The sequence below is a fragment of the Hydrogenophaga sp. FW305-3-2-15-A-LB1 genome (assembly GCF_058787875.1).
Map to the genome: position 1 here is coordinate 1 of NZ_JBYTAE010000057.1, position 15,344 is coordinate 15,344.

Here is a 15,344-nt window from a genome sequence, read left to right on the forward strand (position 1 = left end):
TGCCCCACCAGCTCCCGCCCCTCAACGCCTTGCGCATCTTCGAAGTGACGGCACGCGCCGGCAGCTACACCGAGGCCGCGAAAGAACTGAACCTCACCCACGGCGCGGTGAGCCGGCAGATCCAGCTGCTGGAGCACTCGCTGGGCCAGCCCCTGTTCCGCAAGGAAGGCCAGCGCATGGTGGCGACGGGACATGCCAAAGCCTTCGCGCGCGAGATCAGCGCCGCGTTCGACCACATCAGCGACGCGTCCCGGCGCTATGGCAAGAACGCCGCGAGCAAGGTGATCCGCGTCAACGCCCCGGCCACGCTGGCGATGCGCTGGCTGATCCCGCAGCTGGCGGAGTTCCGCGCGCGCCATCCCGCCACCGAAGTGCGCATTTCCACGGCCTTCAGCCACGACCCGGTGCTCAAGGGCAGCTTCGATGTGGCCATTCGCCGGGCGCCCGGCGACCAGACGCAGTTCGAGGTGGCGCCGCTGTTCACCGAAAACACGACCGTCATTGCCAGCGCAACGCTGCTCCGGGGGCGCGCGCTGAAAACGCCGCGGCAGCTGGAGAAGGCGGTGCTGCTGTCCACCGAGTCCCGGCCTGGCGACTGGGAGAACTGGCTCGGCGCGGCGGGCTGCGCGGACCTGCGCCCGATGCAGACGCTGCGCTTCGACCACTTCTTCGTCACGCTGCAGGCCGTGGTCGACGGCATGGGGTTCGGCATCGGCACCTTCCCCACACTGGCGGCCGACGTGGAGCTCGGCCGGCTGGTCACGCCGTTCCCGCGGTGGCAGGTGCCGGGCAGCGCCTACTTCGTGCTGGTGCCACTGGACTCCGACAAACCCAAGCACCTGCGCGAGTTCCTCGCATGGCTGCACGCCGCCAGCGAGCGTGCCGCGCAGTAGCCGCGGCCTAGTGGCTGGCCACGGCGCTCCAGAGCATGGTGCCGCCCGCCACCAGCAACAGGCCATCCATGAGCAGCCGGAATCTCTCCGCGTCGAGCTGGCGCACGTAGCGCTTCGCGATGAACGCGCCGGCCATCAACGACGATCCGATCACCAGGCCCTTCACCACCGACGCCAGGGGCAGCCCGCCCAGCGTGCCAAAGGCCAGCGTCTTGGCGGCATAGACACCCAGTGAGCTCATCGCCTCCGTGCCCAGGTACGCCCCTTTGACCAGTCCGTGCGCGAGAAAGAAGGGCGCGTTGATGGGGCCGGTGCTGACGACGATGCCTGTCAGGAAGCCGATGCCCAGGCCGACCAGGGCCAGATGCCAGAGCCGGAGCACCAGGGCCTGGCGCGCCATCCAGCGGCGCAAGGGGATCATGGCGAGGAAAAACAGGCCCATCACCGCCTCCACGATCCGGCCTGGCAGGACCAGCAGCGTCGCCGCGCCGAGTGCCGCGGCGGGCATGCCGGTCGCGCTGTAGACGCCGACCACGCGCCAGTCCACCTCCCGCCACCAGGCGGCGACCCGCGAGGCATTCGCCATCATCGAAGCGATTGCCATGATGGGCACGGCCTCGCGCGGTCCGAACACCAGCACCAGGGCCGGCATCAACATGATGGAGGTGCCGAAGCCGACGACGCCGCCCACCGTGCCGGCCACCAACCCGAGCACGAGCACCAGCGTGAAGTCCATGGACATGGGATCTGAATGAATGAGGGTTGTCGGGCTGGGCAGAACTGTAACCAGCTTCCGCGCGCCGCATGGTGGCCCGACCCCGGCGAGCCCTGGAAGCATCGGCGGGCGCTGCTCAGGTTCGCGCCACGCGTTCCAGTGGCGCGGGCCCGAAGCTCACGCGCTGCGGCCGCTTGTAGCGCGCCAGCCGCTGTTCCACGAAACCGATCAGCTCGGCTTCGGTGGCTGCCGCGCCGGGCTTGAGCGCGCAGGCCGCGTGCACGGCCTCGCCCCATTTCTCATCCGCCCGGCCGAACACGAAGGCCTCGGCCACGGCCGGGTGTTCGAGCAGCACCTGTTCCACCTCGGCCGGGTAGACGTTTTCACCGCCGCTCTTGATGAGTTGCTTGTGCGCCGCGCGGCCGGTGAACCACAGCCAGCCGTCCCCATCGAGGCGGCCCAGGTCGCCGGTGCGGTGCCAGGGGTCGGCGGGCTTGAAGGGGCGTTGCTGCGCCACGTCCCAGTAGCCCAGGAACACCGTGGGGCCGCGCACCGCGATCTCGCCTTCCACGCCGGCGGCGACGGGCTGGCCGGCCGCGTCCTGGATGCGGATCTGCGAAGGCGGCACGGCGCGGCCGGCGGCGCCGGGGCGCTCGCTCTGCAGACCCAGGCACACCATGCTCGACACCTCGGCCTGGCCATAGGCCGACCAGAAGCCGGCGCCCGGGCACAGCGCGGCCAGGCGCTCCAGCGTGGCCGGGGGTTCCAGGCCCATGCCGATGCGCAGGCTGGCCAGCGAAGCGCCGCTGGCCTGGGCCGCGTCGAGCATGGCGCCGAGCATGGGCGCGAAGGTGGCACTCACGGTGACCTGGTGTTGTTCCACCGCCGCCACGGCGGCGGTCGGGTCGAAGCGCGGCAGCAGCACGCAGGTGCCACCCGCGGCCAGCAACGCAAGCGAGAGGCCGATGCCGGCCGCGTGGAACAGCGGCAGCACACCGAGCCAGCGGTCGTTCACGCCGAGTGACCACACCTCGCCGATCTGCCGGGCCGAGGCGGTGAGCTGCGACTGCGCCAGCACCGCGCCGCGCGCGTGGCCTTCCACGGCGGCGGTGAACAGCATGACCGCGCCGAGTTCCGGCGCGTCCCGCCGTGCCACCGGGGGCGCGGTGGGCGGGCCGGCGACGGCGAGCGAAGGCCAGTTGGCCGCGCCGAGCACCACCGTGGGCACGCCGGGCATGCCCTCGGGCCAGGCCGCCTGCCACAGGGGCGCGCAGGCGGCGTCCACCACGGCCAGCACCGGCGCGGCGTCGCGCGCCTGCTGGGCCATTTCGGCCGGCGAGAGCCGCAGGTTCAGCGGCACCAGCATCGCGCCCAGCCAGGCCAGCGCGCCCAGCATCACCAGCACCTCGGCGCGGTTGCCGGCGATCAGCACCACGCGGTCGCCCTGGCCGACTCCCAGGGCCGACAGCGCGGCGGCCTGCCGCTGCACGGCCTCGTAGAGCATGGTGTGGGACTGCGGCGCGCCGTCGTCGATCACGGCGGGGCGGTCGGCGTGGGCCACGGCGTTGTGCGCGAGCAGGTCGATCAGCGTGGGCAGGGCGGAGGTCATGGGGTCATCCTAATCACGGGAGGGGCCGGCGGGCGCGAAGCCCAGGCCGCGCTGGCGCGCGGCATCGTATTGGCCGGCGAGTTCGTCCACCAGCGCGGCGACGGGCAACACGCCGTGCACGCCGGCCACCGAGTGGCCGGCGCTGAAGAGTTCGGTCCAGCGCCGGGGGCGTTGCTGGGTGTCGCGGGTGCCGTACAGCTCGGCGGCGTCGGCTTTCAAGGCGCTGGCATCGAGCGCATCGGGGTCGAGGCCCGCATCGACGAGGGAGGCGCGCAGCCAGTTCACCGGCAGCCCGGTGAACGCGCTGGACGGCACGATGTCGTCCCAGCCCGCGTCCACCAGCATGCGCCGGTGGGCCTCGCTGGCCAGGCTCTCGGGCGTGGCGATGAAGCGCGTGCCCATGTAGCCGAGGTCGGCGCCCAGGGCCTGCGCGGCCCACAGCGCGTGGCCGTCGGACAGGCCGCCGGCGATCACCAGCGGGCCGTCGAACAGCGCGCGCAGCGAGCGCACGCCGGCGAAGGGGCTGACCCAGCCGGTCTGCCCGCCCGCGCCCGCGCACAGCAGCACCAGGCCGTCCACGCCGGCGGCCAGCGCCTTCTCGGCGTGCGCCAGCGTGGCCACGTCGGCGAACACGCGGCAGCCCGCACCGTGCAGCGGCTCCACCAGCGCGGCCGGCGAGCCCACGCTGGTGATCACGAGTTCCACCTTCTCGCGCAGCACGCAGGCCAGGTCGTCGGCGAGCGTGGCGCTGCGCACGATGAGGTTGACGGCGAAGGGCGCGGCCTTCGCGGTGTCGCCGATGGCCTCGCGGATGCTGGCGATCCACGCCGCCAGTTCACCGTGCCGGCGGCAGTTGGCGGCCGGGAAGGCGCCGATCACGCCCGCGCGGCAGGCGGCCGCCACCAGCGCCGGCCCGGACACGTGCAGCATGGGCGCCGCGATCAACGGCAGCCGCAGGCGCGTGCGCCATTCGGCGGGCAGGGCCATGGCGACTCAGCGGCCGGTGAACGTGGGCGCGCGCTTGGCCACGAAGGCCGAGGTGCCTTCGCGCGCGTCGGCGGTGCGGGCACAGGCCTTGAGCAGTTGCTGCTCCAGCGAGAGGTAGGCCTGCAGCGAGAGCGCGGGGCCTTCGAGCGAGAGCCGCTTCATGGCCGCGAGCGAGGCCGGCGCCGAGGCGCACAGGCGCTGCACCAAAGCCTGCGCGGCGGCCTCCAGTTCGGCGGCGGGAAACACCTGGTCCACCGCCCCGGCGGCCAGGCATTGCGCGGCGTCGATGGGGTCGCTGAGCATCAGCCATTGCTGCGCGCGCACCGGGCCCACGCGTCGCGCCAGGAAGTAGGAGGCGCCCACGTCGGGTGAGAGACCGATCGCCGCGTACCCCGTGCGCAGCTTCATGGTGTCGCTGGCGAGCACGAAGTCGCCGCACAGCGCCAGGCCCACGCCCGCGCCGCCCACCGGGCCGCCCACCACCGTGACGATGGGGCAGGTGGCCTGCGCGAGCTTGAGGTAACCCGGCAGCAGCTCGTCGAGGATCTCGTCCACCAGCTCATCGAGCCGGTCGCCCGCCTTCACGAATTCGCGGATGTCGCCACCCGCGCAGAAGATCGGCCCGCGCGCCTCGATCACCACGGCGCGCGGTTGCCCCGCGAGCACCTCGTCGATGGCGCGCACCAGCGCGGGCGCGTTCGACGGGCCCAGCGCGTTGTTGTGTTCGGGCCGGTTGAGCACGATGCGCCCCACGCCCTGGCCGTCCACGTTCCACTCGATGCCATTCATTTCATTCATGATTTTTTCTCGGTTGCGCAGCGCATGCAGTGATCCCATCCCGGATGCCGCCGATCTGGCTCCGCCAGTCGGCCAGCATCGCCCCCTGGGGGGTGACGCCGCAGGCGGCGCGGGGGGTGTCTACCCCAGCCATCTCTTTCTCCGGCGGTAGTGTTTGACTTCGCGGTAATTGCGCCGCTCGCCGCTGGCCTGGTGGCCCAGGTAGAACTCCTGGATGTCCTCGTTGGCGCGCAGCTCGGCGGCCGTGCCTTCGAGCACCACGCGGCCGTTTTCCAGGATGTAGCCGTGGTCGGCCAGCGCCAGCGCGGCCTGGGCGTGCTGCTCCACGATCAGCAGCGACACGCCTTCGCCGCGCAGCTTGGCGAGCAGGTCGAAGATCTCTTTCACCATCAGCGGTGCCAGGCCCAGCGACGGCTCGTCGATCATCAGCAGCCGGGGCCTGGCCATCATGGCGCGGCCGATCAGCAGCAGCTGCTGTTCGCCGCCCGAGAGGTAACCGGCGGTGCGCGTGCGCAGCTCGGCCAGGCGCGGGATCAGGCCGTAGACCCGCTCCAGCCCTTGCTTCACATCGGCCATGCGCGTGAGCCGGTGCCCGCCCACCACCAGGTTCTGCTCGGCGGTCATGTGGCGCAGCACCTTGCGGCCTTCGACCACGTGCACCACGCCGTCGGCCACCATCCGCTCGGCGGACGCGCCGGTGATGTCCTGGCCCAGCATGCGCACGTTGCCCGAGGCGACGCGGCCTTCCTCCACGTCCAGCATGCCGGAGATGGTCTTGAGGGTGGTGCTCTTGCCGGCTCCGTTGGGGCCGAGCAGCACGGTGCAACCCCCGGCGGCCACTTCCAGCGTGATGCCTTTCAGCGAAAGGATCACGTCGGCGTAGAGCACCTCGACGTTGTTCAGGGCGATCAGCGGTTCCGACACGGCGCTGCTCTCGCTCACCACTTCGCCAGCTTGGGCACCGGCACGCCCCGGGCCACGGTGGTCAGCTTGCCACCCACCACCTGGCCGATGTTGACGCGCGGGTCCTTGATGGGGAAGGGGGCTTCGACGGAGAAGTCGATGTCGCCGCCGCCGGTGAAGCCGAAGAAGTCCTTGGCCGGGAAGTGGGTCTCGATCAGCGTGTTGTAGAGCAACTCGCCGGTGAGCTTGTCGCCGCCGTGCTTCTTCGCCGCCGCCTCCACCGCGCGCACCAGCACCAGGGTCTGGTTGATGCCGATGGTGGTGATCGAGTGCCAGGGCGCCTTCACGCCGTACTTGGCCACCAGCATGTCGTAGAACTTCTTCGCCTCGGTGTCCTCATCGGTGGCGATCACGCCGGCATGCACCTCGTAGTCCCCGTCCATGGCCGACAAGCTGCCCAGCAGCTTCTGCAGCATGGCGGGCGAGTTCTGCAGGCTGTAGACGATGGGCACGTTCTTGCCCAGGGTCTGCATGGCGCGCTTCACCGCCACCGCCTGCTGGATGTTGGAGGGCACCAGCACCACCTCGGCACCGGCGTTGAGCACGCGGCGCAGTTGCAGCGTCACGTCGGCCGGCTGGGGCTCCACGTACACCATCTCGACCAGGGTCACGACGTTGGGGTTGGCCTTGGCGTAGGCGATGATGCCCTTGCCCATGTCGGCGAAGGTGGGCGAGGCCTCGGTGGTGAACATCGCCACCTTCACCGGGCGGCCCGGGGTCTTGGTTTTCTGGAACCAGTCGATGAAGCCGGAGACCTCGTGCACGAAGGTCGGCCGCGTGGCCAGCACCCACTGGTTGGGGCGCCAGCCGAAGCCGTTGGCCGCCGAGCCCAGGATCATGGGCACCTTGTCGGTGGGCAGGCGCTGCTGCAGGGCCGAGGTGTCGGGGCCGCCGAGCGACAGGCCGATCACCGGCTTGGTGGCCAGCACGCCGGGCCACAGGCTGGCGGTCTGCGCGGTGTCGTAGCGCGTGTCGTAGGTCTTGAGCTCGAGCTTCACGCCCAGCTTGTTGCCCACCTCCGCGTTCCACCAGTTCACCACCCCTTCGCGGCCCGGGCCCACCATGGGCATGATGGCCGCGAACGGGCCCGAGTAGTCGGACAGCGCGGGGATCTGGTACACGGTCTGCGCGCTCGCGGGCGCGATGGCCGAGGCGGTGATGCCCGCCAGCAGGGCGGCTTGCGCGGCCCAGTGTTTCAGTGCTTTCATGACGTCTCCTGGTTGGAATGAAGGTTGGCGGAAAAGGGGCTCACCACTTGCCCAGCCTGGGCACGGGCACGCCCTTGGCCACGGTGGTCAACTTGCCACCCACCACCTGGCCGATGTTGATGCGCGGGTCCTTGGTGGGGAAGGGCGCCTCCACCGAGAAGTCGAGGTCGCCGCCGGTGAGGCCGAAGAAGTCCTTGGCAGGGAAGGTGGTCTCGAGCAGCGTGGTGTAGATCAGTTCACCGCTGAGCTTGTCGGGGCCGTGTTTCTTCGCGGCCACCTCGATGGCGCGCACGGCCAGCAGCGTCTGCGTCATGCCGAGCGAGGTGATGGCGTGCCACGGCACCTTCATGCCGTGCCTGGCCACCAGCAGGTCGTAGAAGCGCTTGGCTTCGGTGTCCTCCTCGCTGGTGATCACGCCGCCGTGCACCTCGTAGTCGCCTTCCATGGCGGCCATGCTGCCCACCAGCTTCTGCAGCATGCCGGGTGAGTTCTGCAGGCCGTGCACGATGGGCACGTTCTTGCCCAGGGCCTGCATGGCGCGCTTCACCGCCACCGCCTGCTGGATGTTGGTCGGCACCAGGATCACCTCGGCGCCGGCGTTGAGCACGCGGCGCAGCTGCAGCGTCACGTCGGTGGGCTGCACGTCCACGAAGACCATCTCCACCAGGTTCACCACGTTGGGGCTGGCCTTGGCGTAGGCCGACACGCCCTTGGCCATGTCGGCGAAGCTGGGCGAGGCCTCGGTGGTGAACATCGCCACCTTCACCGGGCGGCCCGGGGTCTTGGTCTTCTGGTACCACTCGATGAAGCCGGTGATCTCGTGCACGAAGGTGGGCCGGGGCGTGAGCACCCACTGGTTGGGGCGCCAGCCCGAGCCGTTGGCCGCCGAGCCCGAGATCATCACCACCTTGTCGGTGGGCAGGCGCTGCTGCAGCGCGGCGGTGTCGGGCCCGCCGGCCGAGAGGCCCACCAGCGGTTTGGTGGCCAGCACGCCGGGCCACAGGCTGGCGGTCTGCGCCGCGTCGTAGCGCGTGTCGTAGCTCTTCACCTCGATCTTCACGCCCATCTTCGCGCCCACCTCGGCGTTCCACCAGGTCGCCACCGCCTCGCGGCCGCCGGCCATCATCGGCATGATGGACGAGAACGGCCCGGAGAAATCGGACATCGCGGGCACCTGGTACACGGTCTGCGCCGTGGCCGGCAGGGCCGCCGACAGACACAGCCCGGCCACGGTGGCGGTGCGGGCCGCCCAGCTCTTGAGTGTTTGCATGTTGTCTCCTGTTGTCGTGATGGGTGCCGCCCCCCGGCGGTCAGTACGGGAACGGCCAGAGTCGGTACGCCTGCTTGGTGATCTGCACGCGGTGCATCACGCCCTTGGGCTCGAAGAGCAGGAACAGAATGATCACGGTGCCCAGCAGCACGTTCATGGCGGCGAAGACGAAGTCCTGCCCCACGGCGGGCACCCACTGGATGACGCTCGGGCCCAGGCTGGTCACGCCCTCGCGCGCCAGCTGGATCAGCACGGTGCCGATCAGCGCGCCGACGATGGAGCCCAGGCCGCCGACGATCATCATGGCGATCATCCAGATGGCGTTGAACAGCGTGAACTGCTCCACCGACACGTGGCGCAGCGCCACCACCCACAGGCCGCCGGCCACGCCGGCGTAGAAGGCGCTGACCAGGAAGGCGCGCGCCTTGGTGGCGGCCACGGGGATGCCCATCATGCCGGCGGCCACGTCGTCGTCGCGCACCGCCTCGAAGCTGCGGCCGTGGCGCGAGCGCACGATGCCGAAGGCCCCGATGGTCATGACCACCAGCACGATGAACGAGAAGCCGTAGATCGCGCGGTCGTTGTTCAGCGAGATGCCCAGGGCGGTGGCCGACTCCACGTGCAGGCCACCCGCGCCACCCAGCCAGGCCTGCGGCAGGTTGAGCACCAGGAAGTGGAACAGCGCCTGCGCCGCGATGGTGGTGAGCGCGAGGTAGAAGCCCTTGATGCGCGCCGCCGTCAGGCCGAACATCACGCCGAAGAGGGCCGCGCCCGCGCCGCCGATGAGCAGCGCCGCGAGCGCGTCCCAACCGGCCGACATGGCCAGCGCCGCGCCGTAGGCGCCCACGCCCATGAAGGCCGACTGCCCCAGGTTGATCTGCCCCGCGTAGCCGGTGCAGATCTGCAGGCCGATCACGGCCACGGCGGTGATGAAGGTGGTGTAGCCGATGCTGACCCAGCGGTCCGAGGCCCACCAGGGCAGCGTGGCCAGCACGAGCAGCAGGGCCAGCAGGCAGGCCCACTGCGCGCGCGTGCGGATCAGGGAGCGGTCGCCCGCGTGGCTGGTAAAGAAAATGCCGGACGGGTCCATCACACACGCTCCACATGGCGCCAGCCGAACAGGCCGGTGGGACGCACCAGCAGGATCAGCAGCATGAAAACAAAGGGCACGATGGACGAGGCCGAGCCGCCGATCGCAGGGTCCACATAGGCCGCCACCAGGGCCTGCACGATGCCGACGATGGCACCGGCCAGGATCAGCCCACCGATGGATTCCAGGCCGGCCAGCAGCGCCACCGGCAGCGCGGCCAGGGCCACGTCGGCCGTGCCCACCGTGAGCGAGCGGCCGCTGAGCAGCACGATGGCGCCGGCCGTGGCGATCACCGAGCCCATCATCCAGGCCAGGGTGACGGCGCGCTTGACCGAGATGCCGAGCGAGATGGCCGTGGTCGGCTCTTCCGCCACGGCGGTCAGCGTGAGGCCGGCGCGGGTGCGGTTGAAGAACCACGACATGCCCACCGTGACCACCAGCGTGAGCACCGCGCCGATCACCAGCGACGACGGGAAGATCATGTCGCCGACGATGAAGGGCGTGGGCGGCAGCAGCACGGGGAACTGGCGGTCCGCCGCGCCCCACACCACCAGCACGATGCCGCGGATCAGGATCACCAGGCCGATGGTCACCATCACCATGGAGAACACCGACTCGCCCACCAGCCGCTCGAAGAACAGCCGCTCGATCAGCCAGCCGTAGACCAGCGCGCAGACGAAGGCCAGCGGAATCGCCAGCCAGGGCGGGAGGTTGGCGCCCAGCGTGAGCGTCCACACCGCGTAGGCACCGAGCATCATCAGCTCGCCCTGCGCGAAGTTGAACACCTTGCTGGCGCGGTAGATCACCATGAAGCCCAGCGCCAGCAGGGCGTAGATCTGGCCTTGCAGGAAGCCGTTGAAGAGGTAGTTGAAGAAGTCGATCATGGGGTCAGGTCTCCTGGGCGCGCGAGGCCGGCACATGGCCGGTGGTCACGTCGGCGCGCAGCACGCCGGCGCGGCCGTCCTGGTAGCGCACGGGGATTTCGATGGTCGTGCCGGGCCGGTTGTCGTACATCGCGTCGATCAGCGCGCCGTAGCGCTGCTCGATGAAGTCGCGCTTGAGCTTGCGGGTGCGGGTGAGCTCGCCCTCGTCGGCGTCCAGCTCCTTGGGCAGGTTCACGAAGTGCTTCAGGCGTGCGGCCTCCGGCAGGGCCTGGTTCACGCCCGCGATCTCCTTCGCCACCTGCGCCAGCACCTCGGGGCGCTGCGACAGGTCGGTGAAGGTGGTGAACGACACGCCGTTGCGCTCGGCCCAGCGGCCGAACACGTCGCCGTCGATGTTCACCAGCGCGGTCACGTGCGAGCGCGTCGGGTCGCCCACCACCATCACCTCGCGGATGTAGGGTGAGAAGCGCAGCCGCACCTCGATGAACTGCTTGGAGAACAGGTGGCCGCCCTGCAGGCGGTTCATGTGCTCCACGCGGTCGTAGTAGATGAGCTCGGTGCCGCTGGGGCCCTGGCCCACCGCGTCGCCGGTCTGGAACCAGCCTTCGTTCATCTTCTCGGCGCTCTTCTCGGGCTTGCCCCAGTAGCCCGAGAAGCCCGCGCCGCCGCGCACTTCGAGCCCGCCGCCGTCGGTCACGCGCCACTCCATGGGCACGCCCCAGGGGCTGGCCATGGCCACGGTCTCGCCGATGGTCTCGGCGTTGACGCGCTCGCCCTGGTGCACCGTGATCAGGCCGAACTCGCTGCAGCCGTACACGTTGCGCAGCATCACGCCCATGGCCGCGAACAGGCGGAAGATGTCGGGCGCCACCGCCGCGCCGCCGGTGAAGGCGATGCGCGCGCGTTTCAGGCCCAGCTGCTCGCGCAGCGGGCGCAGCACCAGCGCGTCGGCCAGCGGCAGCTGGGCGCGCACCCACCACGAGCGCGCGCGGGTGTCCATCTGGTCCGCGCGCGCCAGCTTGCCGATGCGCAGGCCCCAGTCCACCACCTTCTGGCGCCAAGGCGCGGCGTCGAGCATGCGGGCGTGCACGCGCGCGGCCAGGCTTTCCCACTGGCGCGGGCCGAAGAACACCATCTCGCAGGCCAGCTCGCGGATCGCTTCCTGGATCTGGTCCGGCCGCTCGGCGAAGTTCACGCGCAGCGGGCGCATCAGGCCCATGGTCACGCCCACCCACTGCTCGGTGGCCCACGAGAGCGGGATGTACGACAGGTACTCGCCGCCTTCGGGCACCTGCATGGTCTGGCCGATCAGCTCGGCGTTGTGCATCAGCGAGGCGTGCGTGGTGATCACACCCTTGGGCGCGCCGGTGGTGCCCGAGGTGTAGGACAACACGGCGATATCGCTGGCCTGGCCCTGCATCACCGACTGCTCGAACCAGGCCGCGTCCTCGGCCGGCGCGCGGAACGCGTCCCAGCCCAGCAGGCCTTCGTGCCGGTACGACCACAGGCCGCCCGACTCCCACCACACCACGGTGTGCAGGCCGCCGTGGCGCGCCATCACGGGCAGCACCTTGTCCACCTGCTCCTGGTCTTCGGCGAACACGCAGACCGCCTGCGCGTCGGCCACGATGTAGTCCACCTCGGCTTCCGCCGCGTCGGGGTACAGCGCCACCACCTTGGCGCCCACCGCCATCGCGGCCCACTCGGCCCAGTACAGCTCGGGCCGGTTCTCGCTCAGCAGCACCACGGTCTGGCCGCGCTGAACACCACGGGCGCGAAGGCCCAGGGCCAGGGCGCGCACTTCGTCGCGCACGTCGGCCCAGCTGAATTCGTGCCACACGCCGTCGTGCTTGTGGCGTTGAGCCACCTCGCTGCCGCGCGTGGCGGCGTTGTGCAGCAGCCATTGCGGCAGGGTCTGCGGGGTCTTGTTGGGGGTGGTGCTCATGCGTGGGCCCCCAGGTAGGCCGAGATCACGTTTTCGTCCTTTTGCACGGCGGCGGGCGAGGCGTCGGCGATCTTGCGGCCGAAGTTCAGCACGATCACGCGGTCGGCGATGTCCATCACCACACCCATGTCGTGCTCCACCAGCACCACCGGGATCTGCCGCGATTCGCGGATGTCCAGGATGAAGCGCGCCAGGTCTTCCTTCTCTTCGCTGTTCATGCCGGCCATGGGCTCGTCCAGCAGCAGCATGCGCGGCTCCATGGCCAGCGCGCGGCCCAGGTCCACGCGCTTGCGCATGCCGTAGCCCAGCGTGCCCACCGTGTGGTGGCGCAGGTGCTCAAGTTCGAGAAAGCCCAGGATCTCCTCGGCCACGGCGCGGTGCGCCACCTCTTCGCGGTGCGCGAAGGGGTAGTAGAGGAAGGCCGTGGTCAGCGTGCTCTTCATGTGCATGTAGCGGCCGACCAGGATGTTGTCGAGCACGCTCATGTGCGGCAGCAGGTGCGTGCCCTGGAAGGTGCGCGCCAGGCCGGCCTGGGCCACGCGGTGCACCGGCCAGCGGCCGATGTCCTGGCCCTCGAACCGCACCGTGCCCGTGCTCGGGCGGTAAAAGCCCGAGAGCACGTTGAGCAGCGAACTCTTGCCCGCGCCGTTGGGGCCGATGAGGGCCACCAGCTCCTGGTGGCCGATGTCCACCGAAATCTCGGACAGCGCGGTGACGCCGCCGAATTTCAGCGTGAGGTCGCGCGCCTCCAGCATGGCGGCGTGGGAACGCCGGGCTTCAGTCATGGGTAGGGACCTCTTGCAAGGGGGTGAAGCGGGGAGCGGCGCCGGTGCGGCGTTCGCCCGAAGGCGTCTGCGCGTACAGGCCGCGCACCACGTTGTGCGGGTGGCGGGCGGCCTCGTCCAGCGTGAGCACCGGGGCGAAGCAGGCGTCCGTGCCTTCGAGCAGCTCGCACCAGTGCTGGCGCGGTTGCGTGAGGAAGAGGGCGCGCACGCGCTCTTTCAGGGCCGGCCAGGCGGCGGTGTCGAACTGGGCGGCCGGGTCCACGTCGGCGAGGCCGAGCTTGTGCACGAGCAGCGCGTAGAACTGCGGCTCGATCGCGCCCAGCGTGACGAAGCCGCCGTCCGCGCAGCGGTAGACGTCGTAGAACGGCGAGTCGTGGAACACGCTGGGCCGGTCGTTGCCTTGGCCGCCCAGGCCGCCGGTGCCGGCGATCCATTGCGCCAGGCCGCCCAGCATGGCGACCACGTCCACGATGGCGGCGTCCACCACGCAGCCCTGGCCGCTCTGGCGCGCCTGCAGCACGCCGCTGACGATGCCCAGCGCCAGGCCGAGTGCGCCGCCGGCATCGCCCAGCACCGTGGGCGGCGACACGGGCAGCTGGCCGTGCACCGCCGAGAGCGAGAGCATGCCGCTGAGCGCGACGTAGTTGATGTCGTGCCCGGCCGCCTGGGCCAGCGGGCCCTGCTGGCCCCAGCCCGTCATGCGGCCGTAGACCAGCCTGGGGTTCACCGCCGCGCAGGCCGCGGGGCCCAGGCCCAGGCGCTCCATCACGCCCGGGCGGTTGCCTTCGATCAGCGCGTCGGCGCTGGCCACCAGGCCCAAGGCCTGGGCCACGTCGTTGGCGTGCTTGAGGTTGAGTTCGACCACGGTCTTGCCTTCGCGCAGCGGCGGTTGCCCGCCGCCCGAGAGCTTGTCGACCACGGACGAGGTGCCGGGCCGCGCGATCACCGTGACGCGCGCGCCCAGGTCGGCCAGCACCCGGCCGCACAGCGGGCCGGGGCCGATGCCCTCGAACTCGATCACATGGAGGTGGTTCAGCGGTTTCATCGGCCGAGCACCTTGCGCGCGATCAGGTCTTTCATGATCTCGTTGGCGCCGCCGTAGATGCGCTGCACGCGCGAGTCGGCGTAGAGGCGCGCGATCGGGTACTCGGCCATGTAGCCGTAGCCGCCGAAGAGCTGCAGGCATTCGTCCGTCACCTTGCCTTGCTGCTCCGAGCACCACCACTTGGCCATGTAGGCGGCCTCGTTGTCCAGCGTGCCGTCCAGCTGGCGCTGGATGCAGTCGTTCACGAAGGTGCGCACCACGTGCGCCATCGTGGCGCACTCCGCCAGCTTGAAGCGGGTGTTCTGGAAGTCGGCCAGCGCCTGGCCGAAGGCCTTGCGCTGTTGGGTGTAGTCCACCGTGAGTTCCACCGCGCGCTCGATCACCGCCGCCGCGTTCACCGCGAGCAGCAGGCGCTCGTAGGTGAGCTGGCTCATCAGCTGCTTGAAGCCTTCGCCTTCCTGGCCGCCGAGCAGTTGCGAAGCCGGCACGCGCACGCCGTCGAACGAGAGTTCGGCGGTGTCCGAGGCGTGCTGGCCCAGCTTCTCCAGCCGCCGGCCCACGCTGAAGCCGGGCAGGTTCTCGGTTTCCATCACGATCAGGGACACACCCTTGGCACCGGCCTCACCCGTGCGCACCACCACCACCAGCAGGTTGGCGGTGAAGCCGTTGGTGATGAAGGTCTTGGCGCCGTCCACCACGTAGTGGTCGCCATCGAGCCGGGCCTTGGTGCGGATGGCCTTCAGGTCCGAGCCCGCGCCGGGCTCGGTCATGGCGATGCCGGCCAGCATCTCGCCGCTGACGAGCCTGGGCAGCCAGCGCTGCTTCTGTGCTTCGGTGCCGTAGTCCAGGATGTAGTGCGAAGCGATGGAGTGCACGCCGGTGTTGGCCGGGATCTCCTGCTTGGAGAGCTCGTCCTGCACCACCAGCTGGTAGGCGATGCTCGCGCCCGGGCCGCCATAGGCCTCGGGCATTTCGGGCAACAGGAAGCCCAGCTCGCCCAGGGCGCGCCAGGACTCGCGGGGGATGAAGCCCTGGCGGCGCCAGGCATCGAGCTTGGGTGCGAGCTTGTCCGCCACGCAGCGGCGGACTTGCTCACGGAACGCTTCGATGTCGGCGTCCATCCAGGCGTGCTGGTGCAGGCGCGGCAGCATG

At 70.3% G+C, this 15,344-nt stretch carries 14 protein-coding genes; 1 reads left to right on the top strand and 13 read right to left on the bottom strand.

What is annotated here, in order from left to right; translation table 11 throughout:
* The coding region (locus tag AC3WPZ_RS17690; protein WP_492440787.1) for a LysR substrate-binding domain-containing protein at positions 1-893 on the top strand (893 nt) is incomplete at its 5' end.
* 7 nt (positions 894-900) lie between these two features.
* Here AC3WPZ_RS17690 and AC3WPZ_RS17695 read toward each other — a convergent pair.
* The 13 genes from AC3WPZ_RS17695 to AC3WPZ_RS17755 all read right to left on the bottom strand — a co-directional run bounded on the left by AC3WPZ_RS17695 (position 901) and on the right by AC3WPZ_RS17755 (position 15,343).
* Positions 901-1,629, bottom strand: a complete 729-nt coding sequence (locus tag AC3WPZ_RS17695) for a sulfite exporter TauE/SafE family protein (protein ID WP_492440816.1) — start codon at positions 1,627-1,629, stop codon at positions 901-903.
* A gap of 115 nt (positions 1,630-1,744) precedes the next feature.
* The gene (locus tag AC3WPZ_RS17700) at positions 1,745-3,217 is read right to left on the bottom strand and encodes an AMP-binding protein (RefSeq protein ID WP_444687152.1); all 1,473 of its coding nucleotides are present in this window, start codon (positions 3,215-3,217) and stop codon (positions 1,745-1,747) included.
* A 9-nt stretch (positions 3,218-3,226) separates the two neighbouring features.
* On the bottom strand, positions 3,227-4,204 hold the full coding sequence (locus tag AC3WPZ_RS17705) for an NAD(P)H-dependent flavin oxidoreductase (RefSeq protein WP_444687151.1): 978 nt from the start codon (positions 4,202-4,204) through the stop codon (positions 3,227-3,229).
* Between the two features lie 6 nt (positions 4,205-4,210).
* Positions 4,211-5,002 (bottom strand): enoyl-CoA hydratase-related protein, encoded by a 792-nt coding sequence (locus AC3WPZ_RS17710; protein ID WP_444687150.1) that lies wholly within the window; start codon positions 5,000-5,002, stop codon positions 4,211-4,213.
* A gap of 120 nt (positions 5,003-5,122) precedes the next feature.
* Complete coding sequence (locus tag AC3WPZ_RS17715) at positions 5,123-5,944, bottom strand: ABC transporter ATP-binding protein (RefSeq protein WP_444687149.1); 822 nt, start codon at positions 5,942-5,944, stop codon at positions 5,123-5,125.
* Entirely contained in the window at positions 5,941-7,173 is a 1,233-nt protein-coding gene (locus AC3WPZ_RS17720) for an ABC transporter substrate-binding protein (protein WP_444687148.1), read from the bottom strand. Before AC3WPZ_RS17720 ends, AC3WPZ_RS17715 begins: the two co-directional genes overlap by 4 nt.
* Positions 7,174-7,213: 40 nt before the next feature.
* The gene (locus AC3WPZ_RS17725; protein ID WP_444687147.1) at positions 7,214-8,443 is read right to left on the bottom strand and encodes an ABC transporter substrate-binding protein; all 1,230 of its coding nucleotides are present in this window, start codon (positions 8,441-8,443) and stop codon (positions 7,214-7,216) included.
* A gap of 40 nt (positions 8,444-8,483) precedes the next feature.
* Positions 8,484-9,533: a branched-chain amino acid ABC transporter permease gene (locus AC3WPZ_RS17730; protein WP_444687146.1), complete on the bottom strand. Its 1,050-nt coding sequence runs from the start codon at positions 9,531-9,533 to the stop codon at positions 8,484-8,486.
* Entirely contained in the window at positions 9,533-10,417 is an 885-nt protein-coding gene (locus tag AC3WPZ_RS17735) for a branched-chain amino acid ABC transporter permease (protein WP_444687145.1), read from the bottom strand. The genes AC3WPZ_RS17730 and AC3WPZ_RS17735 overlap by 1 nt, the downstream gene beginning before the upstream one ends.
* A 4-nt stretch (positions 10,418-10,421) precedes the next feature.
* Entirely contained in the window at positions 10,422-12,362 is a 1,941-nt protein-coding gene (locus tag AC3WPZ_RS17740; RefSeq protein WP_492440792.1) for an AMP-dependent synthetase/ligase, read from the bottom strand.
* Complete coding sequence (locus AC3WPZ_RS17745) at positions 12,359-13,147, bottom strand: ABC transporter ATP-binding protein (protein WP_492435823.1); 789 nt, start codon at positions 13,145-13,147, stop codon at positions 12,359-12,361. Before AC3WPZ_RS17745 ends, AC3WPZ_RS17740 begins: the two co-directional genes overlap by 4 nt.
* A complete protein-coding gene (locus tag AC3WPZ_RS17750; RefSeq protein ID WP_492435825.1) occupies positions 13,140-14,192 on the bottom strand; it encodes a CaiB/BaiF CoA transferase family protein in 1,053 nt (350 codons plus the stop codon). Before AC3WPZ_RS17750 ends, AC3WPZ_RS17745 begins: the two co-directional genes overlap by 8 nt.
* Positions 14,189-15,343, bottom strand: coding sequence for an acyl-CoA dehydrogenase family protein (locus AC3WPZ_RS17755; protein WP_492440794.1), 1,155 nt, complete (start codon positions 15,341-15,343; stop codon positions 14,189-14,191). Before AC3WPZ_RS17755 ends, AC3WPZ_RS17750 begins: the two co-directional genes overlap by 4 nt.
* Between the last annotated feature and the right edge of the window lies 1 nt (position 15,344).

Bases quoted from the DNA above. Each gene is read 5' to 3' on its own strand.
- AC3WPZ_RS17695 (WP_492440816.1), bottom strand. From the start codon at position 1,629: ATGGACTTCACGCTGGTGCTCGTGCTCGGGTTGGTGGCCGGCACGGTG.
- AC3WPZ_RS17700 (WP_444687152.1), bottom strand. From the start codon at position 3,217: ATGACCTCCGCCCTGCCCACGCTGATCGACCTGCTCGCGCACAACGCC.
- AC3WPZ_RS17705 (WP_444687151.1), bottom strand. From the start codon at position 4,204: ATGGCCCTGCCCGCCGAATGGCGCACGCGCCTGCGGCTGCCGTTGATC.
- AC3WPZ_RS17710 (WP_444687150.1), bottom strand. From the start codon at position 5,002: ATGAATGAAATGAATGGCATCGAGTGGAACGTGGACGGCCAGGGCGTG.
- AC3WPZ_RS17720 (WP_444687148.1), bottom strand. From the start codon at position 7,173: ATGAAAGCACTGAAACACTGGGCCGCGCAAGCCGCCCTGCTGGCGGGC.
- AC3WPZ_RS17725 (WP_444687147.1), bottom strand. From the start codon at position 8,443: ATGCAAACACTCAAGAGCTGGGCGGCCCGCACCGCCACCGTGGCCGGG.
- AC3WPZ_RS17730 (WP_444687146.1), bottom strand. From the start codon at position 9,533: ATGGACCCGTCCGGCATTTTCTTTACCAGCCACGCGGGCGACCGCTCC.
- AC3WPZ_RS17735 (WP_444687145.1), bottom strand. From the start codon at position 10,417: ATGATCGACTTCTTCAACTACCTCTTCAACGGCTTCCTGCAAGGCCAG.
- AC3WPZ_RS17740 (WP_492440792.1), bottom strand. From the start codon at position 12,362: ATGAGCACCACCCCCAACAAGACCCCGCAGACCCTGCCGCAATGGCTG.
- AC3WPZ_RS17745 (WP_492435823.1), bottom strand. From the start codon at position 13,147: ATGACTGAAGCCCGGCGTTCCCACGCCGCCATGCTGGAGGCGCGCGAC.
- AC3WPZ_RS17750 (WP_492435825.1), bottom strand. From the start codon at position 14,192: ATGAAACCGCTGAACCACCTCCATGTGATCGAGTTCGAGGGCATCGGC.
- AC3WPZ_RS17755 (WP_492440794.1), bottom strand. From the start codon at position 15,343: ATGCTGCCGCGCCTGCACCAGCACGCCTGGATGGACGCCGACATCGAA.